We start from the raw sequence: 22,762 nt of genomic DNA on the forward strand, positions 1-22,762 counted from the left end.
ATCGGAGAGGTGAAGGCGTGTTTGGACGCCGCCGCAAGAAGCGGGACAATGAGACCGGCAGAACGGGATCGGAGGCCGGCCCCACCACGGGCGGGGCCGCCGGCGACGTCTCCTTCGGCAACGAGGTCGAGCCTGAGGTGTCCCGGGGCCAGCCCGTCAAGGACGCGGACCGCTACCGCACCACCGGTCCGTGGGACTCCACCGAGGACGCGCCCGAGGCCGGACGCATGGATCTGGGCAGCATCCGGCTGCCGATGGAGCAGGGCACCGAGATCCAGGTGAACGTCGCCCAGGACAGCGCGGGCAAGCAGAAGATCATCGGGGTGACCCTGGTACGCGGCAAGAGCGCGCTCCAGGTGCAGCCCTTCGCCGCCCCCAAGTCCTCCGGGCTGTGGGACGAGATGCGCGAGGAGCTGCGCGAGCAGGTCGTCAAGCAGGGCGGGAAGGTCGAGGACCACGAGGGCACCTTCGGCCCCGAGCTCAAGGCGCTCGTCCCCGTCAAGGGACGCACGACCGAGGACGGCAAGCAGCTCGCCCAGCGGGTGCGCTTCATCGGCGTGGACGGCCCGCGCTGGGTGCTGCGCGGCGTGATCCGAGGCGAGGGGGCCTCCAAGCCCGAGGTGATGGCGGAGATCGAACAGCTCTTCGCGGGCATCGTCGTGGTGCGCGGCGACCAGCCGGTGCCGCCGAACGAGCTGCTCCAGATCACCGTGCCCAAGCAGATCCAGGAGCAGATGGCGCAGGCGGCCAAGACGCGCGCCGCCCAGCAGACCGCCCAGCACGGCAACGCCGGGCGCTCGCCCAACGGCGCCGCGCCGAACGGCTCCGGGCCCGCCGCGCCCGGCGGCGCCCCGAGCGGTTCCGGCGACTCCTGAGCCCGGCCACGTGGAGAGGTGCCGGGGGCGCCGCCCTTCCGTAGTCTGTGCCCCATGACAGAGACGACGGAGAAGAGCGCTCCCCGGCCGCTCCCCGAGGACTGGGACCGGGTCCTCGCGGTGGTCGCCCACCCCGACGACCTGGAGTTCGGCAGTTCGTCCGCGCTCGCCCGCTGGACCGGCCAGGGCAAGGACGTCGTGGAGCTCCTGGTGACCAAGGGCGAGGCGGGCATCGACGGCCTCGCCCCCGAGGAGTGCGCGCCGGTGCGCATGGCGGAGCAGCGCGCCTCCGCCGCCGCGGTGGGGGCCGCCACGGTCGAGTTCCTGGACTTCCCCGACGGCACCCTGGAGTACGGGCTGCCCCTGAGGCGGGCCCTCGCGGCGGCGATCCGGCGCCACCGTCCGGAGGCGGTCGTCTCCATCAACTTCCGCGAGCAGTTCGCGGGAGGCGGGGGCTTCAACCACGCCGACCACCGGGTCCTCGGCCCGGCCCTGCTGGACGCGGTCCGCGACGCCGCCAACCGGTGGGTGTTCCCCGACCTGGCGCAGGAGGGGCTCACCCCCTGGCCGGGTGTGCGCTTCGTGGCCTTCGGCGCGTCGCCGCGGGCCGCGCACTACGTGGAGCTGAGCGAGGCCGACCTGGCCGCCGGGGTGGCGTCCCTGGACGCGCACGCCGTCTACCTGGCAGCCCTCGACGGGTTCGACCAGAGGTCGTTCCTGCCCGAGGCCGCCGCCCGGGCCGGGTCGTGGGCGGGGGTGCCGCTGGCCACGGCCTTCGAGGTGTTCGAGGTCTAGGCGTACCGACCGCGGAGGTCGGTGACACCCACCCCGGCCTGACGCAGGCGAAGAGGGCCTCCGGTACCGGTGCGGACGGCGACGTCCGCCACCGGACCGGAAGGCCCCGACGCCCCGCACCGCCCACGCCGCCCCACCCCCGCACCCGCCGGACGCCTCGCGCCGGCCCGCTGCGCCGTCGGCCGGGACCGCGGCCCCCGCGCCGTGCCGTCCGCGCCCCTGCGGCCGGTCCCGGTACGCGGACGCGCCGCGGGCGCCCGACCGGGGCCGACACGGCGCTCCCCGAACCGGCCCCGCCCGCGGTGCGGCGGAAGCCACCGGTAGAAAGGGCTGAGCGTGTCCGCCGGACACGCACCGCCCGGCCTCCCGGGCGCCGGACGGAAACGAGGGACCGGACATGACCGAGGACGCACGGGGCGGGCGCCGGCGGCGACGCCGCTGGTGGGGGGTGGCCGCGGGGCTCCTGGTCGTGCTCCTGGCCGCCTGCGCCGCCTTCCTGGGGTGGGCCCTCACCCCGTACCGGGCCGAACCCGTGCCGCTGGCCGAGGCGGTCGAGAACCCCGCCGTGCAGGTGCGCAACACCGGGGACGCGGTGGTCGTCGCGCCGACCCGGGACGGCACGGGCACCGGCGTCGTGTTCTACCCCGGCGCCAGGGTCGAGGCGGAGGCCTACGTCGCCTCGTGGGCCCCGGTGGTCGCCGACACGGGCGCCACCGTCGTCATCCCCCGGATGCGCCTCAACATGGCCGTGTTCGACGTGAACCGGGCCGACTCCGCGGTGTCGGCCGTCCCGGACGTGGACACCTGGTACGTGGGCGGCCACTCCCTGGGCGGGGCGATGGCCGCGTCCTACGCGGGCGGCGACCCCGCGCCCGGGGTGGAGGGGCTGATCCTGTGGGCGTCCTACGCCACCGAGTCGGCGGGGCTGGCCGACCGCGACGACCTGAGGGTCCTGGCCGTCGCGGGCGGAAGGGACGCCCTCACGAGCCCGGAGGAGTTCGAGGAGAACGTCCGCCACCTGCCCGGTTCCGCGGAAACGGTGTCGGTGGAGGGGATGAACCACGCCCAGTTCGGCTCCTACGGCCCCCAGGACGGGGACGGCGAGGCCGCGCTGTCGGACGGGCGGGCACGCGCGGAGCTGGCCGGGGTCACCGGCGCGTTCCTGGCGCCCGACGCGGCCCCGGAGGCCTGACACGGGGCGCCCGGCCCCCGGACGGCCCCCGGACGGCGGGCGCCGCGGGCCGGTGTGCGCCCCGTGTCCCGCCGGCGGGCCCCGGAGAGGGCAGGCGTGGTCCTCCCGGGGCCGGTCCGTCGAGCGGACCTCAGGAGCCGGGACCCGGGTCCACCGGGTCCGCGATCCGTCCCAGGAACAGGATCGACCCGCCCCGGCGCAGCACGAACACGAACGGCCGGTCGACGGTGAACCTGACCGGCCGCAGGGGAGCGGCCGCCGCGCGGAGCATCATCACGGCGGTGGCCGCGGCGCCCTCGGCGCCCCTCTCGTCCACCTTCAGCACCGACTGGTGGAGGATCTCGTCCACCCGGAGCGGCTCCTCGCTGATCCCGTCGAAACGCGCCTCGTCCGTGACCATGTGACGCACCCCCGCGGACGCGAGGGGCTCCAACAGGGAGGTGTCGGTCTCCACGGTGAACCGGGGCAGGGCGAGGTCGACCTGCTGGGACGAGCGGACCCGGTAGAGCTCCGACAGGGCGGACGCCGTCAGCGGGGGAGGGGAGCCGGCGTCCCCGTCGTGGAGCAGCACGTCCAGGGTGAGGCCGTGGCCGCCCTCCAGGCCGACCATGCTCCACCCCTGCGCCCGAGCGTGGGGCAGTCGCGCCGACCGGTGCATGGTGGGGACCTTCCGCCTCCCGCCCGGTGCGTGGAACGGCCGGTCCCGGGTCAGGCCCGCCTCGAACGGGTCGGACCAGACGACCTTCACCCACAGGGCGTTGACCAGCAGCAGGCGGACGTCGGGGGAGATGCTGCCCGCCGGGAGGAGCTCGTCGATCAGCCCCCGGGTCACGTCGGACACCTTGCCGTTGACCCTGGCGCGCACGCCCTCGGAGTCGTTCTCGAAGTCGGCGCCCTCCACCTCCGCGCCGGGACGCGCGCGCACGCGTGCCGCGAACTCCGCCCGCACCGGGAGGTCGGCGGGCACGTACAGCCCGTTCAGCGCGGCCAGGTCCGGCCCGTCGCCGGAGGCCACCGCGGCGTCCAGGGCGTCCAGCAGGCCCTCGGTGTCGTCGCCGAGGAGGGCCGCCAGCTCTGCCAGGGTGCGGTCGGCGGCCCCGCTCGCGAGCAGCGCCAGCACGGTCCCCACCGAGTGCGGTGACCAGACGTGCGAGGCGCCGGGGCGGACCAGCGCGCGGTCCAGGGCGACGGCGAACTCCAGGTGGTCCGGCCGGGGGGGCGTGCTCTGCTGCATGGTGCTCCTCGCGTAGGCGCTCCGGCTGTTCTGGCCGCCAGCGTACGGAGTCGCGCCGACGCCCGCCAGGACCCGCGTTCCCGGTGGCCGAACGCCGGGCCCCGTTCCGCGGTCGCCGGGGGCCGGGGGCCGGTCCGCGACGGGGCCGTGGTGAGAAGCCGCACGCGACAAGACCGGGTCAAGCATGACAAAGCCGGGCGGGACGACGGGAGGGAGTACGGTGAGCGCCCCCTCGGTCCGTGACGGGTCTAATAGTGTGGGGCATCATGGCCTGTGCGCCCGCGCGGGAGAGGCCCGGCGGGGCGACGGCCACCGAGGACCGACCGGACCGGGAGCAGGATGACTGAGCAGCAGAGGGCCGCCGGGGAGGCCGCCCCGGCGGCCGGGGCGGACGACACGGCGAAGGCGGCGCCGGACGGCGCCCCGGCGGGCGCGTCGGCGCCGGGCGCGGCCGAGGGGCCCGCGCCGGCGGGAGCCCCCGCCGTCACCGAGGACACGGTCGAGGCGCTCGTCCGCTCCCAGCTGTCCAAGGCCCTGGGCGGCAAGCGCGGCATGGTCGAGGCGGCGATGCCCACGCTGGCCTTCACCCTGTCCTACGTCATCGCCTCGGACCTGAGGCTGTCGATCGGCCTCGGGGTGGTCGCGGCGCTGGTCCTGGGCGCGGTCAGGCTCGTGCAGCGCTCCTCGGTCCAGTACGTGGTCACCAGCCTGTTCGGCATCGGCATCGCAGCGGTCTTCGCGATGCGCAGCGGCAACGCCGCGGACGCCTTCCTGCCCGGGATCATCTACAACGCCGTCTACGCGGTGGTCCTCAGCCTGTCGGTCCTGGTCCGCTGGCCCGCCATCGGGCTGATGATCGGTCCGTTCATCGGGCACAAGGAGGACTTCACCTCCTGGCGCTCCAACCCGGCGGTGGTCCGGCTGGCCTCCCGCCTCACCTGGCTGCTGGTGCTGCCCTGCGTGGTCCGCGTGGTCGTGCAGTATCCGCTCTGGATGGCCGACACCAACGGCTGGGCCGACACGTTCGGGCTCCTGGGCCTCTCCAAGATCGCCATGGGCTGGCCGCTCCAGGTCGCCGCGTTCGCGGGCATGGTGTGGGTCCTGGCGCGCGGCCGGACGCCGCTGGAGGAGACAGGGGCGGCGGGCGCCGGGGACGGCGCCCGCGGGGACCGCACCTAGCGCACCCGCACACGGCTCGAGGGCCCGGGCCCGGTCCGGTACCGGGCCCGGACCCTCGTGGCCCGGCCTCCCGGTGACCGGTCCGACGTCCGGGGACCGGTCCGGCGCGGGGGCCGCGCTCCCCGCAGCCCCCTGAGGGCCGGGGTCAGGCGTCCGCGGCGTCGTCCACGGGGCCCAGCAGGACCTCCAACGGTCCCAGTGCCTCGGGGTCGGCCAGGAACACCACCGTGTCGCCCACCGACAGGTTCCGCCCGGGGTCGGGCGGGCGCACCCCGCCGGGGCCGAGCACGGCGACCAGCGCCACGCCCTCCGGCAGCGCCGCGCTCAGCTCGGACTCCGCGGCCCCCGCGAACGGGCTGGCGGCGCGCAGCACCGACTCGGCGATCTCCGCCCCCGGCAGCGGGGGCAGCGTCCCCTCCTCGTCCGGGTCGTCCTCGGGGGCTCCCTCGACCAGGTCGGCGATCAGCCTCGGCGGCGAGACCGCCAGGTCCACGCCCCACGTCTCGTTGAACAGCCACTCGTTGTCGGGCTCGTTGATCCTGGCGATCACCCGGCCCACGCCGAACTCGGTCTTGGCCAGCAGGGACACCACCAGGTTGACCTTGTCGTCGCTGCTGGCGGCGACGACCACGTCGAAGTCGCCCAGGCGGGCGTCCTCCAGGGTCGCCAGCTCGCACGCGTCGGCCAGCAGCCACTCCACCTCGGGCAGGTCGTCCACCCCGATGGCCCGGGTGTCCCGGTCGATCAGCAGCACGTCGTGGCCGCTGCCCGCCAGCTCCTTGGCGATGGAGCGCCCCACGCTCCCCGCTCCCGCGATGGCGATCCGCATCTCACCCACGTCCCGTCTCGTCGCCCGGTACCCGCGGCGGTCCGTCCGGCCGCTCGGGGAGGGAGTCCGGTTCGCGGCCGTGCCCGACCACGTGCAGGACGTCGTCCTCCTCCAGGCGCACGTCGGACCCGGCGAGGACGATCCGTCCCCGCCGTACCAGGTACACCACCCGCAGCGGGGCGGCCTCCTCGAGTTCGCCGACGCGGGCGCCCGCCCACCCCTTCGGCAGCGGCGCCTCGTTCATCGCCAGCGTCCCGGACGCGTCCTGCCACTCCGGGCCCGCGGTGAGCCGGTCGTCGCCCGGCACCATCCGGCGCAGGAAGGCGTCGGCCGTCCACCGCACCGTCGCGACGGTGGGGATGCCCAGGCGCTGGTAGACCTCCGCGCGGCGCGGGTCGTAGATCCGCGCCACCACGTTCTCGACCCCGAACGCCTCGCGCGCCACCCGGGCGGCGATGATGTTGGAGTTGTCGCCGTTGCTGACCGCGGCGAACGCGCCCGCACGGTCGATCCCGGCGGACATCAGGACCTCTCGGTCGTGCCCCGCGCCGCGGACCGCGTGCTTGGAGACGGAGCCGCGCAGCCGCCGGAAAGCCTCGGGGTCCTGGTCGATCACCGCCACGGTGTGGCCCAGGTCCACCAGCGTGTGCGCCAGCGTGGATCCCACGCGACCGCACCCCATGATCACGATGTGCACCTCGCCCGCACTCCCGTCGAGACAGCCGCACGCTGTGGTCCCGCGTGCCCTCACCGTCACACCATGGCACACATCGGTCCGGCGCGCGCGACGGCCCCCGGCCCTCGCGTACACGGCTGAACAGCGCGGGCGGTACCCGAGGACAGGTAGATTGGGGACGCTTGGTGGCTGTGCGCGCAGGGTCACCCGGAACGTGACCCGACCCGACCACCCAAGGACGAAGCGATGACCCGTGTGGGCAATGAGTTCGAGCTGACAGTAGACGACGTGGCGCACGGGGGCTGGTGTGTGGGCCGCCACAACGACCAGGTCGTCTTCGTCCGCCACGCCCTCCCGGGCGAGCGGGTCCGCGTCCGCGTCACCGAGGAGACCACGCGGTTCCTGCGCGGCGAGGCCGTCGACGTCCTGTCCGCCTCCCCGGACCGGGTCGAGGCCCCCTGCGAGTTCTCCGGCCCCGGCAAGTGCGGGGGCTGCGACTGGCAGCACGCCTCCCTGGAGGCCCAGCGCCGGCTCAAGGGCGAGGTCGTCGCCGAGCAGCTGCGCCACATCGCCGGCATCGAGCGCGCCGTCGTCGTCGAGGAGCTTCCCGGCACCCCCGACGGCCTGGGCTGGCGCACGCGGGTCCGCTTCTCCGTGGACACCGACGGCCACGCGGGGCTGCGGCGCCACCGCTCCCACGACATCGAGCCGGTCGACCGCTGCCTGATCGCGCACCCCGGTGTGGCCGAACTGGGCGTCACCGACGTGACGTGGGAGGACACCAAGGACGTGGAGGCCGTCGCCTCCTCGACCTGCGCCGACCGCGCCGTCGTCATCACCCCCACCAAGGCCAGGCTGAGCGCGCTCCCCGACCTCAAGGCGTCCAGCGCTGTGCTGCGCCGCTTCAAGGGCGGGCGCGTGCAGCAGGTGAAGGGCCGCCGCGGGGTGCGCGAGACCGTCAACGGCCGCGAGTTCCGTGTCAGCGCGGGCGGCTTCTGGCAGGTCCACCCGGCGGCGGGCGTGACCCTCACCGACGCGGTGCTGGCGGCGCTGGAGCCCAAGCCCGGCGAGACCGCCATGGACCTGTACTGCGGCGCCGGGCTGTTCACCGGCGCCCTGGGCGACGCCGTGGGTCCGGAGGGCCGCGTCATGGGCGTGGAGAGCGGCGCCGAGGCCGTCCGCGACGCCCGCTACAACCTCAAGGACCTGGAGCAGGTCCGCGTCGAGCAGAACGACGTGGCCGCCCAGCTGCGCGAGTGGGCCGACGTGCGGGCCGACGTCGTCGCCCTGGACCCGCCCCGCGCGGGCGCCGGGACCAAGGTCGTCCGCTCCATCGCCGGGACGCGTCCGCGCAGGATCGCCTACGTCTCCTGCGACCCCGCCACGCTCGCCCGCGACATCGCGGAGTTCGCGCGTTCCGGGTACAACCTGGTGGACCTGAGGGCGTTCGACGCCTTCCCGATGACGCACCACGTGGAGTGCCTGGCGGTGCTGGAGCCCGTGAACCCGGCCCGCCGCCACCGCGAGGACCAGGGCTAGGGGGACCGGGGCCGCGGTCCCGGCCCCGTCGAACCCTCCGTGACCCGGGGCCCGTTCCGGCGCCGGCCGCCGTACAGTGGCCGGGTACACGGGAGACCGAAGGGAACGCACAGGCCATGGCACACGACACGAGGATCCCCGGGCCCGACCACCCCATCACCGTCGAACCCACCACCGGGCGGGTCGTGGTGCGCGTCGGCGGGCTGGTCGTCGCCGACACCACTGCCGCGCTGACCCTGCTCGAGGCGGACTACCGGCCCGTCCAGTACGTCCCGCTCGCCGACGTCGACCGCTCCCTCCTGCGGCGCACGCAGACCTCCACCTACTGCCCCTTCAAGGGGACCGCCGCCTACTACACGCTCGCGGTGCCGGGCGGCGAGGAGCTCACCGACGCCGTGTGGACCTACGAGGAGCCGTACCAGATCGTCGCCGAGATCGGCTCGTACCTCGCCTTCTACCCCGGCCGGATCGAGATCGAGGTCGACGCCCCGGGCTGAGGCCCACGCGTCGGGGCCCGGGGCGCACTACCCCGGGCGCTGCTGCGTCCGCGCCCCTCCCCGTTCCGTGGAGGCGTACCGCGGTGCGATCCCGGACGCGGAGCGGGTGCCGGGCCTGTCTGCGCTCTCCGGTCTGCGGTTCGCAGGGAGGGAGGCGGCACCGGCCTCCGCCCCCGTCATCGGGGAGCACCGTGGTCCGGGCCCCTTCTCCGACGGTCCAGCCGCCGGGCCGGGGGAGGCGGCGGTCCGGCGGCTCAGCCGCGGCGGCGGGCGGGCGCGCGCAGGACGGCCAGGCCGAGGGCGAGCACGGCGAGCCCGGCCCAGGACACCGCGGACAGCCGCTCACCGACCACGGCCACTCCCAGCAGGGCGGCCACGGCGGGCTCCGCGAGGGTCAGCGTGGTCGCCACGGAGGCGGAGGCGTGCCGCAGGCCGTGCCCGAACAGGCGGTAGGCCAGGAACACGGTGAACACCGCCAGGTACAGGGCGACCAGTGCGCCGTCCACCGTGGCCAGCCAGGCCGCTCCGGTGGCCGCCACCACGGGCAGGACGGCGATCCCGCCGCCCGCGAACATGGTGCCCATCACGGCGGGGGAGGGATGGCCCCGCCGGATCAGGCGTTCGGCGACGAGCGCGTAGGCGGAGTAGGAGAACCCGGCGGCCAGCGCCAGGAGCACCCCGGTCGGGCGTACCGGTGTCCCGCCCGCGCCGAGCTCCGAGCCCAGCACGAGGACCGCGCAGCCCAGGACCGCGGAGGCGGTCGCGACCGTCCACCGCGCGGTGGGCCGGGCCTGCCCGGTGAGCCAGGCCAGCAGGCCGGAGAAGACCGGTGCGCTGCCGAGAGTGATCACCGTGGCGACCGCGACCCCCGCGTGCGCCACGGCCGGGTAGAAGGACAGCGGGTACCCGGCGACGGCGAGGGCCCCGAGGGCGAGGGCCCAGCGGGTGGGCCGGTCGCTCCGGGCCAGGAGGGCGGTGGAGCCCCTCCCGGTGAGGAACAGGAGCAGGCCGCCCAGGACCAGGCCGGCCGCGCCGATCGCGGCGGCGGGCGCCTCGGCCGGGGCGAAGGAGGCGGCGGTTCCGGTGGTGCCCCACAGGACCGCCGCGGCGAGGATCGGCAGGGGCCCCTGGAGCGGGGGCGCGGCGGGGGTGCGGGTCGGTGCGCCGGACCGGGAAGGGGAGTGTTCTGGCACGGTGGTTCCTTCGTCGTCGTGTGTTTCGGCGGCGGCGAAACGGGCGCACGACGGGGGGCGACCCGGGTGCGGTCACCGGGGGTCGCCGTTCAAGCTCTCCGACGGGGTCAGGAAAGGGTGTGCGTGCGCCCGCTCAGGCGCACAGCGGCGGAAGCACGACGTGCCAGTAGTGGTTCTTCACACGGCCATGCTAGGACGTCCCCCGCCCCGGGCCGCGGGCGGGGTGCCCGCCCCCGCCCCGGGGCGCGGCCGCGGCAGGCGGGGTCCGGGCGGTGCGCCGCGTGCCGTTCCGCGTCCCGCCGGGCGGGCGCGGGGACCGTCCGACGCGGGCACGGAACGTCCTCAGCGCTGCGCCGCCCCGTCTCCCGCGTCGTCCCCGGGGCCGTCACCGTGCTTGCCGCGGCGGGCGAGGTACAGGGCCGCGCCGCCCCCGCCCAGGGCGAGGACCCCGGCGGTCACCAGGCCGGCCAGGGCGCCGCCGGTCAGGGGCAGGGCCGCGGGACCGTCGGCGGCGCCGACGGGGTCCGGGCTCTCCCGGGCCGCGGGCGGCTCCCCGCCGGTGTCCCTGCTCCCGTCCGCGGGGGCGTCCCCGTCGGCCCGGGCGCCGCCGTCCGGGGCGCCCCCGTCCGCGTCCGTCCCGTCCCCGCTGTCCGAGCCGTCGGAGGGTTCCCCGGCCTCCGGGGAGGCGGGGTCCTCCCGGACGGCGGCGGTGTCGTCCCCGCCGGATCCGTCCCCGCCGTCGGCGTCCTCCCCGCCGTCGGCCCCGGGGGCCCCTCCGTCGCCGAGGCAGTCCACGGCGACGGCGCCGAGCTCCAGGGCGAACAGCTCGGCCCCGCCCGCGGAGGCCGTGATGGAGGTGGACACCTCGCCGCGCCCGGCGGAGGGGTCCTCCGGCACGCGGGTCAGGACGGTGACGTCGGCCGTCGTGTCGAGGCCGGGGATGTCCACGGTGGCGTTCACCTCGGGGGCGTCGGCCGTGATCGGCGTCCCGAAGACGGAGATGACGCGGTCGTCCTCCGCGGAGCTCCCGATCGTGTTCTCCCAGGCGAGGTCGCCCGAGAAGTCGCACCTGACGGAGTTGTGCAGCGAGGTCAGGCTGACGGCGGGTTCGTCATGGCCCGGAAGGTCCAGCGTGAAACCGCCGCCGAGGGCGGAGACCGCCTCGGCGCGGCCGTCCCCGGCGGCGGTGGTGTTGACGCGGGACTCGACGGGCCCGCCGGTCCCCACGAGCGCGCCGACGCCGCCGCGGTCGGCGGAGAAGTCGGCGGACGGGTAGTCGCCCCCCACGTCCGATCCGACGTAGACCCTGCCCCAGGACCCCTCCGTCACGGAGCCGCCCCCGTGGTGGGACAGGCTGACGAGGGTGCTGCCGGCCGTCGCCGGGAAGTGCTCGTCGGCGTGGGCGGGCGCGGTCGCGCCGAGGGCCAGGGCGGCCGCGCCGACGACGGCGGCGGGGCGCACGATACGCGTGAGAGTACGGGGAACAGACAAGGAACGCCCCTTGCTCGCGGGAGGGATCAACTCCAGAAGGGATGGAAGCCCATAAAAGCTGACAATGATCAACAATTCGGACATTCGCGAGTGTAGTTGACCCTGACCACCGGGGAAGGGACGGCGCGGTTTTGTGGCGCGGTTAATAACCCCTGGTCGGACCGGGTTCGATGGCAGCGTGTGCCGCCGTCGGGCGCCGGTCAGGCGCACACGGGCCCGGAGGCCGGATTCGCGTGATAGGCCATGTCCGTCCCGGAGAGCAGCCTGTCCCAGTCGCGCTGCGCCGGGCTCTCGTGCGGGGACCCGCGCAGCGGGATGCCCAGGAGGCCGGCCAGCTCCTCCGTGCGCCCGCGGGGCGAGGAGAGCTCCTCCCAGTGGTCCCGGAGGACCTCGGACACCCGCTCCTCGGGCAGTTCCAGGAGGACGTGCAGCACTTCGAGGTCCTGCTGGGAGGGGGAGTACTCCCCCAGGAACATCCCGCTCCTGCTCCGCCGGTCGTCGTCTCCGGACTTCGGGTCCAGCCCCGCCATCCACGCGGCCAGGAGCAGGCGCGACTGCCCGTCGGCCCGGCACAGCGACTCCCAGAGGGGGGTGAGGCCGAAGACGGCGCGGGCGGTCCCGTCCAGGATGTCCAGGCGCCACCACGGCCCGTCGGTGAAGCGCACGTCGTAGACCACGACCCTGGACGGCGGGAGGCCGGCCGGGTCGCGGTCGAAGCGCGTGCTGTCCTGCCACACCACGGGCATGTCGTCGGCCGCGGATTCCGGCAGGGCCGCCAGCACGGGTCCGAGGACCGCGTGCCATTGCTCCACCCACGGCTCGTATCCGGGCATGGGGCAGTAGGTGACCCCCTCCCGCGTCCGGCAGGAGACGGTGTCGGCGCCGTACAGGAGGCGGTCCGACACGGGGACCCCCCAGGTGTAGGCGGTGGCCCCGTGGGCTGCGGTGCCGCCGGCGCCGGCCAGGAGCACGAGGGCCGTGCCCAGGGCCGCAGCCCGGGACGCCCTCCGCCCCGTCGCGGCCAGGGCCAGCGCCACCAGCCCCAGGACTGCCAGCCCCAGGTAGGCCGCGTACAGCTGGACCAGGACGGGGACGCCGGGGGAGTGCACCGGGAACGGGTCGACGGCCATGAGGGCCAGCGACTGCACCCGGGTGACGACCCTGTCGACGCTCTGGGCCGTGTCGAAGGCCGTGATCGTGTACAGGCCGTAGGTGGGCACGACCAGTGCGATCAGCAGGAGCGGGGTGTACGACCGGGTCCAGGCGACGAGCGCCATCGCCCCCGCCGGGCCGACCAGCACCACGACGAACGGCGTCAGGTGGGACAGCGGGTGCACCAGGCCCGGCACCGGTCCCGCGTACTGCCACGCGTCCAGCGCCAGGAGCGCCGCCACGCACGCCCAGCCGACCAGCGCGGCGCCCGCGCCCACCGCCAGGAAGCGGCCCGCCCGACCCAGCGGGCCGACGGGGCTCCGTCCGTAGCGGACCTCGCGGATGGCGGGGAAGGTCACAGCGGCGAACAGGCCCAGGGCCACGATCAGCGCCGACGTCACGGCGCTCTCGTACAGGTCGGACCTGGTGTGCACGAGGGGCTGGTTCGCGGTCGAGAGGGCCATGAGCACCGCAAGGGCCCCGGCGACGAGGAGGAACGGGCTGACGAGCAGCCGCAGCGCCGTGAACCACGACAGCCGCCCGAAGGTGAGGGCGCTCCCGGTGAGGGGCCCGGCGCCCCGGGACCCCGCGGCCGCGGTCCGGGGCCTCCCGGGCCCCGCGCCGGGGGGACCGCCGCCGGGCCCCTCCCCGCCGCGGCCCGTGACGGCTCCGCTCATCGTGCGCACTGCTCCAGCCCGAGGTCCCGGTCCACGCCGGTCAGCAGCAGGTAGGCGTCCTCCAGGGTGGGCTCGACCGGGACGAGCCCGCCGTCGCCGGACCCCCCGGGCGCACCCGCGGGCGAAGGGCCGCGACCGGATCCCGCCACGGTGAGCACCCGGTACCGGCCGTCGGCCAGGCGCCAGGCCGTGTGCCCCTCGCCCGGGTGCCCGGACCTCTCCCAGACGTGGCCGCGGGCGCGGTCCACCAGCTGCCCCGGGGTGCCGTCGAAGATGATCCTCCCCCCGTCCAGGCAGAGCACGCGCTGGCACAGGGCCGCCACGTCCTCGATCTGGTGGGTGGACAGCACCACGGTGCTGTGCACCGCGAGCTCCGACACCAGGCCGCGGAACCGGATGCGCTGCTCCGGGTCCAGGCCGATGGTCGGTTCGTCCAGCAGGAGGAGCTCCGGGTCGCCGAGCAGGGCCGCGGCCAGGCCGAGCCGCTGGCGCATCCCGCCCGAGAGGCGCCGGACGCGGCTGTGGCGGCGGTCGTAGAGGCCGACCCGCCGCAGGCCGCGCCGCACCTCCTCGTGGCGTGCCCGGCGCCCGCCGAGCTCCTTGAGAACCGCCATGTAGTCCAGCAGCCCGAACGCGGTGAAGTAGGGGTAGAACTCGGGGTTCTGCGGCAGGTAGCCGAGGCGGCGCCGGATCTCGGTGCGCTCGGCGGCCCGCTCGGGGTTGCGCCCGAGCACGCTGACCTCGCCCCGGGTGGCCTCCAGGTCCGTGGCCAGGCACCGCAGCAGTGTGGTCTTGCCCGCCCCGTTGCGGCCGAGCAGGCCGGTCACCCCGGGGCCCAGGTCCAGGTCCACGCCGTCCAGGGCGGTGCGGGCGCCGTACCGGCGGACCAGGCCCCGGATCCGGACGGAGGGCGCGCCGGAGGGGGAGGGCGCGGCGCCCCCCGTCCCGGTTCCCGCGGTCTCCGCGCTCATGCCGTCCTCACACGCACCAGGATCGCACCCAGCAGGGCCGCCAGCGCCGTCGCCCACCACGCCTGGGCCTGGGGGGCGAGCAGCTGGAGCGGCGTCGAGTGCTCGGACACGACCATGGAGGCCAGCGCGATCAGCCACGCCAGCCCGACGACCGCGCTGGCGGCGCTCAGGTGCAGCCAGTGGCTGAGCACGAGGGATCCCGCGACGAGCGTCAGGGACGGCAGGAGCCAGAACGCCGCGGTCCACGGGGTGGAGGCCGAGGGCAGCATCAGCGCGACCGCGGCGCACAGGGCCAGGGAGGGCACGAGCACCGCGCAGGTGCGCAGGAACAGGAGCCGCTGGCCCGCCATCGGGGTGACGGAGGTCAGCGCGTGGGCCGGGTCCACCCCGCGCCCGTACGCCAGGGCGACGCCCACCAGGGGCACGATCGGGGCGGTGAAGGTGAAGACCAGCGAACCGCGCGGAAGGTGGTGCGCGGCGAAGAGGGCGGCGACCAGGACCACGACCGACGCCAGGAGCCAGGCCCGGTACAGGCCGGGCGTCGCGGCCAGCAGCTTGGCGGTGCCCTCCCGCAGCCCCAGGGAGGCCAGCAGCGTCTCGACCACGCCGCGCCGGGGGCGGTCCACGACGTCGCGCAGCCCCGCCCAGCTCTCGGCGAGCCAGTCCTCGTCGCCGGGGAGCAGGTCCCGGCAGGGCGCGCAGTGCATGATGTGGGCCTCCACGGACATGGCCGTGACGTCGTCGGCCCGGTGGCTCGCGTACTCGTGTGCTTGGGCAGGGGTCAGGTGCCAGCTCATGTCAGTGCCTCCCGTAGGCGCGCCTTGGCGCGCATGACCCGTGTCTTGACGGTTCCCTCGGGGATCTGGAGGATCTGCGCGGCCTCACGGACGGTGAGCCCGTCGAGCACGGTGGCCTGGATGGCCGAGCGCAGCTCGGGGGAGAGGGAGTGCAGGGCCGCGCCCAGCGGACCGTGCTCGATGTTGAGCAGCACGGTGTCCTCGGCGGAGGCGTCGCCGATGGTCTCGTAGGGCTCGGTGTCGCTGTCCGAGATCCAGCGGTTGGCCCGTTTGCGCAGCTGGGAGATGAGTTGTCGGATCGCGATGGTCCACAGCCAGGCCCCGGCGTCGGTGTCGCCGGGACGGGGCGTGAACGAGCCCGCGTTCCTCCACACGGCGAGGAAGGTCTCCTGGAGCGCGGCGTCGAGCTGGTCGGTGTCGGAGCAGCGGTAGCGCAGACGTGCGCGGAGCCAGGGCGCGTGTCTGCGGTGCAGGATCTCCAGGGCCTCGGTCTCGCCGACGGCGATGGCCGCCAGGAGCACCGGGTCGGTGCTCTCCGGGCCGTAGGAGGGGGCGCGGCGGCGCGCGCGGCGGAGCAGCTTCACATCGAGGGCTATCGCGTCGGGTGGGCGGATCGGTTCGGCGGTGCGGGGCGGGCCCGGGGCGCCTTTTCGACGGTACCCGCGCGGCGGCTTCGGTCTGGTCCCCGCAGTGGGAGAAAATGGGGCGTATGCGCCTGAGGATCTTCCTTGAGCCCCAACAGGGGGCCACCTACGAGGATCAGCTCGCCGTCGCCAAGGCAGCCGAGGGCCTTGGCTTCGACGCTCTGTTCCGTTCCGATCACTATCTGCACATGGGTGACCACGTCAGCGGCCTCCCCGGGCCCACCGACGCCTGGATCACCCTGGCGGGGCTGGCCCGCGACACCTCCCGCATCCGCCTGGGCACCCTCATGACCGCGGCGACCTTCCGCTACCCCGGCCCCCTCGCCATCACCGTCGCCCAGGTCGACCGGATGAGCGGCGGCCGCGTGGAGTTCGGCTTCGGCGCGGGCTGGTTCGAGGAGGAGCACGCGGTCTACGGGATCCCCTTCCCCGCCTCCGGCCGCGAGCGCTTCGACCGCTACGAGGAGCAGCTGGACATCATCACCGGCCTGTGGTCGACGCCTGCGGGCGAGTCCTTCCGCTACGAGGGCAAGCACTACCGGCTGGCGGAGGGGCCCGCCCTGCCCAAGCCGCAGCAGGGGCCGCGGCCCCCGGTGCTGATCGGCGGGACCGGACCCAAGCGCACGCCGCGCCTGGCGGCCAAGCACGCCGACGAGTACAACGTGCCGTTCTCGTCGCTGGAGGACACCTCCGCGGCCTTCGAGCGGACCCGTGCGGCGGTGCGCGCCTCCGGGAGGACCGCCCCGATGGTGTACTCGGCCGCGCAGGTGCTGTGCGCGGGCCGCGACGAGGCGGAGGTCGCGCGCCGCGCCGAGCGGATCGGCCGCGAGGTCCCCGAACTCCGGGAGAACGGCCTGGCGGGCTCGCCCGACGAGCTGGTCGATCGGATCGGCCGCTTCGGCGAGGCCGGCGCCGAGCGGATGTACCTCCAGGTGCTCGACATGGCCGACCTGGACCACCTGGAGCTGGTCGCGTCGCAGGTGGTGCCGCAACTGGACTGAGAGGATGGGGCTTGCCGGGGGGTGGCCGCCCGCCCCGGGCCCGCACCCGATAACTTGATATCGAGATACAAGTTGGATACCTTGACATCAAGATAACAGCGGGGGTCCCCCCGACCCGCACCAGGTTTCGGACGCGAGCGCCGGCGTGTGATGTAGACCGCTCGGCGGCGTCCGGTCCAGAACATCGTGGGCGCCCGTGGCCAGTGGGCCGCCTGGCCGGTGGCGAGTGGTGTCGTCGCAGGTCACAGCGGTCATGATGGAGGTCGGGGACAACGGAGGTCACCCCCGCGGTCCTCCGCTCCCGGCCATCCGGCCAGGGCGGCCTCAACAGGTCCCGCACCCGTCTGATGAGGCAGGATGCTGGGGACAAAGTGGCGAGATCAGGAGGCAGACACCGTGTCCACGAACAGCTTCGGCGCCCGTGACACGTTGCGCGTTGGCGACGAGTCGTACGAGATCTTCCGTCTGGAGGCCGTGGAGGGCTCCAAGCGGCTTCCCTACAGCCTGAAGGTGCTGCTGGAGAACCTCCTGCGCACCGAGGACGGTGCCAACGTCACCGCCGAGCACATCCGGGCCCTCGGCGGCTGGGACGCCAAGGCGCAGCCCAGCCAGGAGATCCAGTTCACCCCCGCGCGGGTGATCATGCAGGACTTCACCGGCGTCCCCTGCGTCGTCGACCTCGCCACCATGCGCGAGGCCGTCCGCGACCTGGGCGGCGACCCGGACAAGATCAACCCGCTCGCTCCCGCCGAGCTCGTGATCGACCACTCCGTCGTCGTCGACCTCTTCGGCCGCCCCGACGCCTTCGAGCGCAACGTCGAGATCGAGTACGAGCGCAACTACGAGCGCTACAAGTTCCTGCGCTGGGGCCAGACCGCCTTCGACGAGTTCAAGGTCGTCCCGCCCGGCACCGGCATCGTGCACCAGGCCAACATCGAGCACCTGGCCCGCGTCACGATGAGCCGGAACGGCCAGGCCTACCCCGACACCTGTGTGGGCACGGACTCCCACACCACCATGCAGAACGGCCTGGGCATCCTGGGCTGGGGCGTGGGCGGCATCGAGGCCGAGGCCGCCATGCTCGGCCAGCCGATCTCCATGCTCATCCCGCGCGTGGTCGGCTTCAAGCTCACGGGCCAGCTCAAGCCCGGCACCACCGCCACCGACCTCGTGCTCACCATCACCGAGCAGCTGCGCCGGCACGGCGTGGTCGGCAAGTTCGTCGAGTTCTACGGCGACGGCGTCGCGTCGGTGCCGCTGGCCAACCGCGCCACCATCGGCAACATGAGCCCGGAGTTCGGCTCGACCGCCGCGATCTTCCCGGTCGACGACGAGACCATCCGCTACATGCGCCTGACCGGCCGCCCCGAGCAGCAGGTCGCCCTGACCGAGGCCTACGCCAAGGCCAACGGCTTCTGGCACGACCCGTCCGTCGAGCCCGAGTTCTCCGAGTACCTGGAGCTCGACCTCGGCGACGTCGTCCCGTCCATCGCCGGCCCCAAGCGCCCGCAGGACCGCATCGCGCTGTCCGACGCCAAGACCACCTGGCGCCACGACATCCGCGACTACGTCCAGGACGACGCCGACGAGGCCGGCGAGGAGTCCTTCCCGGCCTCCGACGCCCCGGCCCAGACCGCCAACGGCGCCCGCCCGCACAAGTCTGTCAAGGTCACCATGGCCGACGGCACCGAGACCGAGATCGACCACGGCGCCGTCGTGATCGCCGCGATCACCTCGTGCACCAACACCTCCAACCCCTCGGTCATGCTGGGCGCCGCCCTGCTGGCCAAGAAGGCGGTGGAGAAGGGCCTGTCCCGCAAGCCGTGGGTGAAGACCTCCATGGCCCCGGGCTCCAAGGTCGTCACCGACTACTACGATCGCTCCGGCCTGACCCCGTACCTGGACAAGCTGGGCTTCAACCTGGTCGGCTACGGCTGCACCACCTGCATCGGCAACTCCGGTCCGCTGCCGGAGGAGATCTCCCAGGCGGTCCAGGACAACGACCTCGCGGTCTCCGCGGTCCTGTCGGGCAACCGCAACTTCGAGGGCCGGATCAACCCGGACGTCAAGATGAACTACCTGGCGTCGCCGCCGCTGGTGGTCGCCTACGCCCTGGCCGGCTCGCTCGACGTGGACATCACCACCGAGCCCCTGGGCATCGGCAAGGACGGCGAGCCGGTCTACCTGGCCGACGTGTGGCCGACCGCCGAGGAGATCCAGGAGGTCATGGACTCCGCGATCGCCTCCGACATGTACGAGTCCGCGTACTCGGACGTGTTCGCCGGCGACGACCGCTGGCGCTCGCTGCCCACGCCGACCGGCAACACCTTCGAGTGGGAGGCCGAGTCGACGTACGTGCGCAAGCCCCCGTACTTCGACGGCATGGACACCACCCCGTCCCCGGTCACCGACATCTCCGGCGCCCGCGTGCTGGCCAAGCTGGGGGACTCGGTCACCACCGACCACATCTCCCCGGCCGGCGCCATCAAGCCGGGCACCCCGGCGGCCGAGTACCTGAAGTCCAACGGTGTGGAGCGCCGCGACTTCAACTCCTACGGCTCCCGCCGCGGCAACCACGAGGTGATGATCCGCGGCACGTTCGCCAACATCCGCCTGCGCAACCAGATCGCGCCGGGCACGGAGGGCGGCTACACCCGCGACTTCACCCAGCCCGACGGCCCGGTGTCGTTCATCTACGACGCCGCGCAGAACTACGCGGCGCAGGGCACCCCGCTGGTCGTCCTGGGCGGCAAGGAGTACGGCTCCGGCTCGTCCCGCGACTGGGCGGCCAAGGGCACCAGCCTGCTGGGCGTCCGCGCGGTCATCACCGAGTCCTACGAGCGCATCCACCGCTCCAACCTGATCGGCATGGGCGTCCTGCCCCTCCAGTTCCCGGAGGGGCAGTCCGCGGACTCCCTCGGCCTGACCGGTGAGGAGACCTTCTCGGTCACCGGCGTGACCGAGCTGAACGAGGGACGCGTGCCGAGCACGGTCAGGGTCAGCACCGACACCGGGGTGGAGTTCGACGCCGTCCTGCGGATCGACACCCCCGGCGAGGCCGACTACTACCGCAACGGCGGCATCCTGCAGTACGTGCTCCGCCAGCTGATCGCCAAGTAGCGACCGGCGCACAGGGCTCCGCCGGCGCCCACCAGGCGCGCAGCGCGGTTCCACGGGGCCGCCACCGTCCGACCGACGGTGGCGGCCCCGTCTGCGTGCGGCGGGGCCCCGACACGGAGTGCGGTGACCCGTTTCACGACTTTTCCCCGGCGGTCGGCCCTCTTCACGTCCTCCCAGGTCACAGCGGTTCCCACGGTTCCCCCGGGGGGTTCCGGGCGCGTGGTCCGGCGGCCCCGCGGGGGCGGATCCCCTGATTGCGACGCCGGGAGCCGGGTAGCGGCCCCGGTGAGGACGAAACGCAATCTATTGCGAAGGAGTCGATCAATGTCGGACATCGTGGAGACGGTAGAGGTCGACGTCCCGGTGACTGCGGCCTACGCCCAGTGGACGAGGTTCGAGGAGTTCCCCTCCTTCATGGAGGGCGTGACCCAGGTCGTGCGCACCGGTGACACCACCATGCGCTGGACCATCGAGATCGCCGGCCAGCGGCGCGAGTTCGACGCCGTGGTCACCGAGCAGATCCCGGGGGAGCGGATCGCCTGGAAGACCGTCGACGGCGTGACCCACGCGGGCGTGGTGACCTTCCACCACCTCTCGGACACGAGCACCCGGATCACCCTCCAGCTGAAGACCGTCCCGGAGGGCGCCGTGGAGCAGCTCGGTGACAAGCTGGGGCTCGTCAAGGCCCGTGCCAAGGGTGACATGAAGCGCTTCAAGGCCTTCGTGGAGCCCACCCGGTCCACGGCCTGACCGCAGGCCCCGGGCTCCGGCCCGGGAAGCGGGACGTCCGAGGCCCCCGCACCGCCCGCGAGCGGTACGGGGGCCTCGGACGCGTCCCCGCCCCCGGCTCCGTTCCGGAGAGGGGGCCGACCGAAACCTCCAGGTATGCTCCCCGCATGCCCGCCCTCCCCCGGCTCCTCCTCGTCCCGGCCGTGCTCGCCGCCCTCGCCGCGACGGGCGCCCCCGCCCACGCCGCGCCGGAGCCCGCGTCGTACGAGACCCACGTCACCCCCGCCGAGCACTACGCCGCCCTGATGGCGGACATGCCCGAGGGGGCGGCGGTGGTCGTGGACGACGCGCTGGCGGGCGAGTACGACCCCGCCGAGCTGGAGGCCGGACTCCACCGCTCCTTCGGCGCGGTGGGCGTGCCGTACCACGTCGTCGCGAGCCCGTTCCCGGAGTCCCTGGCGTCCCTGTGGGCCCCGGACATGCTGGCGGCCCTGCACGACCGGGTCGGCGCCGACGGGATCTACGTCCACCTGCGCCCCGACAGCGGGATCGCCGGGGTGCGGGCCTACGGCGCGGACCTCCCGGTGGACCTGGCGGAGCAGGTGACCCGAGGGGAACTGGAGTACGGGGCCCCGCTCGGGGAGGTGGCGGCCGCCTTCGCCGAGGCGCTCACCGCCTCCGAGGACGACCTCCTGCGCAGGAGCGACGCGGTGGCCGCCGCCCGGGAGGCGGGTGAGGACACGCCCTCGGGCTGGGAGGAGTTCGTGGAGGACCTCGACCCGTCGCGGTCGGTCGGTCCGGAGAACCTGGGCCTGATCGTCGGCGCCCCCGTCGGGGCGCTGGTCACAGTGGGCGCGGTGTGGGCGGTCGTGCGGGTGCGGCGGGGCGCGGGCGTGCGGTCGACGGTGCTGTCGGCCGCCGTCGCGACGCTCGTGCCGTCCGCCGCGGCGGTGGCCTGGTCCCTGGCGCACCTGACCGGGGCGCCCCCGGGCCCCCAGGAGCTGCCCGACCCCCTGGAGGAGGTCCGCGCCGAGCCGCCGTACGTGGCCTCCACGGCGCGGGTCGAGCGCGTGGTCGGGCAGATGGGGGAGGAGCGCCTCTACGTCGACCCGCTCACGCCCCTCCCGCGCGAGGGCCTGGCGGAGGTCGCGGCGCGGCTGGAGGAGGCGCCCGCGCCCGTGCGCGCGGTCGTGCTGCCGATGGCCGGGAGCGACGAGTCCGCCGGCGACCCGCACGTGTTCCTGCACGCCTGGCACCACGTGCTGGGCGAGGACGGCGTCTATGCCGTGGTCACCCACGACCTCGAGGCGGTGTCCGTGGACCTGCTGGCCTTCGGAGTGCCCGTCGACGGGCACTCCCTCCTCGAGGAGGTCCGTGACGAGGAGGCCGCCGACCCGGCCGCGGCCCTGGACGCGGTCCTGCGGGAGGTCGGGCGCCACCCCGCCGACGCCGACGCGGCGCCCGCCCCTCCCACGATCTACTCCACCCCCCTGGAACCCCGTCTTCCGCGCTTCACCGAGAGCTTCCTCCTCGCCCTCCTGCTCGTGGGACCGGTGGTCGGCGCGCTCGTCGCGGGAGCCGTCTGGGGAGCGGTCGCACTGGTGAGGCGTCCCGGAGCCTCCGCGGGGGGCAGGGTCGGCGCCGCGACCCTGCGTCCGCTCGCGGAGCGGGAGGCGGCGGCCCTGGCCGGGGAGCTCTCCGAGGGCCGCACACTGCCGGACGGGCTGATGCCCCAGGCCGAGGCGGCGCTCATGGTGATGGAGGGGTCCCCGGACGCCCTCGACCTCGTCGGTGTGCTCGTCCTGGTGCGCCGTGCCCGCGCCGCCCTGGCCGACCCCGGAGCCCCCGTCCACGGGGCCCCGTGCCGGAACAACCCCCTGCACGGCCCGGGCACCGCAAGTGCCCCCGCCCCGCCGGGCCGCAAGCGGCGGGAGCGCGGGGCGCGGGCCGAGCGGACGTCGCTCTGCGAGGGGTGCGCCGCCCTCCCCGACGACCGCCGGGTGCTCCGGCGGCTGGAACTGCGGGGCCCGGACGGGGTGTGGCGCTCGTACCTGGACCAGGGCGAACGGGCGTGGATCCGCCACCGGTTCGGCGCGCACGGCCCCGCCCGCATGGTCGAGGTCCTCCTGAGCGAGGTGGAGGGGGGCCGGGCGGGGTAGGGGGATGGCCGA

General features: G+C 74.6%; 19 protein-coding genes. 10 read left to right on the forward strand and 9 right to left on the reverse strand.

The window, feature by feature from the left end:
* The first annotated feature begins 17 nt into the window (after window positions 1-17).
* From OUQ99_RS09935 to OUQ99_RS09945, 3 genes are all read left to right on the forward strand, one after another.
* Complete coding sequence (locus tag OUQ99_RS09935; protein WP_267949135.1) at window positions 18-875, forward strand: DUF3710 domain-containing protein; 858 nt, start codon at window positions 18-20, stop codon at window positions 873-875.
* Window positions 876-929: 54 nt separating this feature from the next.
* On the forward strand, window positions 930-1,670 hold the full coding sequence (locus OUQ99_RS09940; protein WP_267949136.1) for a PIG-L deacetylase family protein: 741 nt from the start codon (window positions 930-932) through the stop codon (window positions 1,668-1,670).
* 397 nt (window positions 1,671-2,067) lie between these two features.
* Complete coding sequence (locus tag OUQ99_RS09945) at window positions 2,068-2,862, forward strand: alpha/beta hydrolase (protein ID WP_267949137.1); 795 nt, start codon at window positions 2,068-2,070, stop codon at window positions 2,860-2,862.
* 130 nt (window positions 2,863-2,992) lie between these two features.
* Here OUQ99_RS09945 and OUQ99_RS09950 read toward each other — a convergent pair whose 3' ends face one another.
* Window positions 2,993-4,096, reverse strand: coding sequence for a serpin family protein (locus OUQ99_RS09950; protein WP_267949138.1), 1,104 nt, complete (start codon window positions 4,094-4,096; stop codon window positions 2,993-2,995).
* A 339-nt stretch (window positions 4,097-4,435) separates the two neighbouring features.
* Here OUQ99_RS09950 and OUQ99_RS09955 point away from each other — a divergent pair, with 339 nt between their 5' ends.
* Complete coding sequence (locus OUQ99_RS09955; protein WP_267949139.1) at window positions 4,436-5,275, forward strand: DUF3159 domain-containing protein; 840 nt, start codon at window positions 4,436-4,438, stop codon at window positions 5,273-5,275.
* Between the two features lie 145 nt (window positions 5,276-5,420).
* Here OUQ99_RS09955 and OUQ99_RS09960 read toward each other — a convergent pair whose 3' ends face one another.
* Together OUQ99_RS09960 and OUQ99_RS09965 are read right to left on the reverse strand one after the other, a co-directional pair.
* A complete protein-coding gene (locus tag OUQ99_RS09960) occupies window positions 5,421-6,113 on the reverse strand; it encodes a potassium channel family protein (protein WP_267949140.1) in 693 nt (230 codons plus the stop codon).
* Entirely contained in the window at window positions 6,106-6,801 is a 696-nt protein-coding gene (locus OUQ99_RS09965) for a potassium channel family protein (RefSeq protein ID WP_267949141.1), read from the reverse strand. Before OUQ99_RS09965 ends, OUQ99_RS09960 begins: the two co-directional genes overlap by 8 nt.
* Before the next feature lie 225 nt (window positions 6,802-7,026).
* On the opposite strand from OUQ99_RS09965, the gene OUQ99_RS09970 reads away from it, so the two are divergent.
* The gene (locus OUQ99_RS09970; RefSeq protein WP_267949142.1) at window positions 7,027-8,319 is read left to right on the forward strand and encodes a class I SAM-dependent RNA methyltransferase; all 1,293 of its coding nucleotides are present in this window, start codon (window positions 7,027-7,029) and stop codon (window positions 8,317-8,319) included.
* A gap of 116 nt (window positions 8,320-8,435) precedes the next feature.
* Window positions 8,436-8,816 (forward strand): DUF427 domain-containing protein, encoded by a 381-nt coding sequence (locus tag OUQ99_RS09975; protein ID WP_267949143.1) that lies wholly within the window; start codon window positions 8,436-8,438, stop codon window positions 8,814-8,816.
* A 254-nt stretch (window positions 8,817-9,070) separates the two neighbouring features.
* Here the strand turns inward: OUQ99_RS09975 and OUQ99_RS09980 are convergent, their stop codons facing one another.
* The 6 genes from OUQ99_RS09980 to OUQ99_RS10005 form a co-directional block, all read right to left on the reverse strand.
* Window positions 9,071-10,009: an EamA family transporter gene (locus OUQ99_RS09980; protein ID WP_267949144.1), complete on the reverse strand. Its 939-nt coding sequence runs from the start codon at window positions 10,007-10,009 to the stop codon at window positions 9,071-9,073.
* Between the two features lie 342 nt (window positions 10,010-10,351).
* Window positions 10,352-11,470, reverse strand: a complete 1,119-nt coding sequence (locus OUQ99_RS09985; RefSeq protein ID WP_267949145.1) for a hypothetical protein — start codon at window positions 11,468-11,470, stop codon at window positions 10,352-10,354.
* Between the two features lie 230 nt (window positions 11,471-11,700).
* A complete protein-coding gene (locus OUQ99_RS09990) occupies window positions 11,701-13,329 on the reverse strand; it encodes a hypothetical protein (RefSeq protein ID WP_267949146.1) in 1,629 nt (542 codons plus the stop codon).
* A complete protein-coding gene (locus tag OUQ99_RS09995; RefSeq protein WP_267949147.1) occupies window positions 13,326-14,300 on the reverse strand; it encodes an ATP-binding cassette domain-containing protein in 975 nt (324 codons plus the stop codon). Before OUQ99_RS09995 ends, OUQ99_RS09990 begins: the two co-directional genes overlap by 4 nt.
* Entirely contained in the window at window positions 14,297-15,097 is an 801-nt protein-coding gene (locus OUQ99_RS10000) for a zf-HC2 domain-containing protein (RefSeq protein WP_267949148.1), read from the reverse strand. The genes OUQ99_RS09995 and OUQ99_RS10000 overlap by 4 nt, the downstream gene beginning before the upstream one ends.
* A complete protein-coding gene (locus OUQ99_RS10005; RefSeq protein ID WP_267949149.1) occupies window positions 15,094-15,681 on the reverse strand; it encodes an RNA polymerase sigma factor in 588 nt (195 codons plus the stop codon). The genes OUQ99_RS10000 and OUQ99_RS10005 overlap by 4 nt, the downstream gene beginning before the upstream one ends.
* Before the next feature lie 125 nt (window positions 15,682-15,806).
* On the opposite strand from OUQ99_RS10005, the gene OUQ99_RS10010 reads away from it, so the two are divergent.
* The 4 genes from OUQ99_RS10010 to OUQ99_RS10025 all read left to right on the forward strand — a co-directional run bounded on the left by OUQ99_RS10010 (window position 15,807) and on the right by OUQ99_RS10025 (window position 22,750).
* Complete coding sequence (locus OUQ99_RS10010; RefSeq protein WP_267949150.1) at window positions 15,807-16,742, forward strand: LLM class F420-dependent oxidoreductase; 936 nt, start codon at window positions 15,807-15,809, stop codon at window positions 16,740-16,742.
* A gap of 396 nt (window positions 16,743-17,138) precedes the next feature.
* Window positions 17,139-19,862, forward strand: a complete 2,724-nt coding sequence (gene acnA, locus OUQ99_RS10015; protein ID WP_276567190.1) for an aconitate hydratase AcnA — start codon at window positions 17,139-17,141, stop codon at window positions 19,860-19,862.
* A 324-nt stretch (window positions 19,863-20,186) separates the two neighbouring features.
* The gene (locus OUQ99_RS10020; protein ID WP_267949152.1) at window positions 20,187-20,612 is read left to right on the forward strand and encodes an SRPBCC family protein; all 426 of its coding nucleotides are present in this window, start codon (window positions 20,187-20,189) and stop codon (window positions 20,610-20,612) included.
* A 146-nt stretch (window positions 20,613-20,758) separates the two neighbouring features.
* On the forward strand, window positions 20,759-22,750 hold the full coding sequence (locus OUQ99_RS10025; protein WP_267949153.1) for a hypothetical protein: 1,992 nt from the start codon (window positions 20,759-20,761) through the stop codon (window positions 22,748-22,750).
* Window positions 22,751-22,762: the final 12 nt, after the last annotated feature.

Source organism: Streptomonospora nanhaiensis, from assembly GCF_026642255.1.
Classification (GTDB): domain Bacteria; phylum Actinomycetota; class Actinomycetes; order Streptosporangiales; family Streptosporangiaceae; genus Nocardiopsis; species Nocardiopsis tropica.